Genomic DNA, 284 nt, shown 5'->3' on the forward strand with positions numbered 1-284 from the left:
AGTCTGCGTGAAGTCGATAACACTCTTGAGCATATGCGGTGAAGAATGCGTATCGGCGTCAATGAAAAATAGGTAATCACCCGTCGCGTGAGTCGCTCCCCACATGCAGGCATTACTCTTTCCAAGCCAACCTTTTGGTAATGCTCTTCCTTGAATGCATTGCGCTGAGAACTCAGATTTAGCCATCAAGCTTTCGGCAATATCTTTAGTAGCATCCTCAGAAAAATCATCAATAACAATGATTTCTAGTTTGTCGGTTGGATAGTCTTGCTCAAGTACGCTGC

At 44.4% G+C, this 284-nt stretch carries 1 protein-coding gene; it reads right to left on the reverse strand.

Annotated features, from left to right (window positions below):
- Positions 1-284, reverse strand: a 284-nt coding sequence (locus AB4585_RS27515; protein ID WP_372171923.1) for a glycosyltransferase family 2 protein, incomplete at both ends; no start/stop codon positions are given.

It is taken from the genome of Vibrio sp. 10N.222.49.C9, from assembly GCF_041474985.1.
GTDB classification, from domain to species: domain Bacteria; phylum Pseudomonadota; class Gammaproteobacteria; order Enterobacterales; family Vibrionaceae; genus Vibrio; species Vibrio crassostreae_C.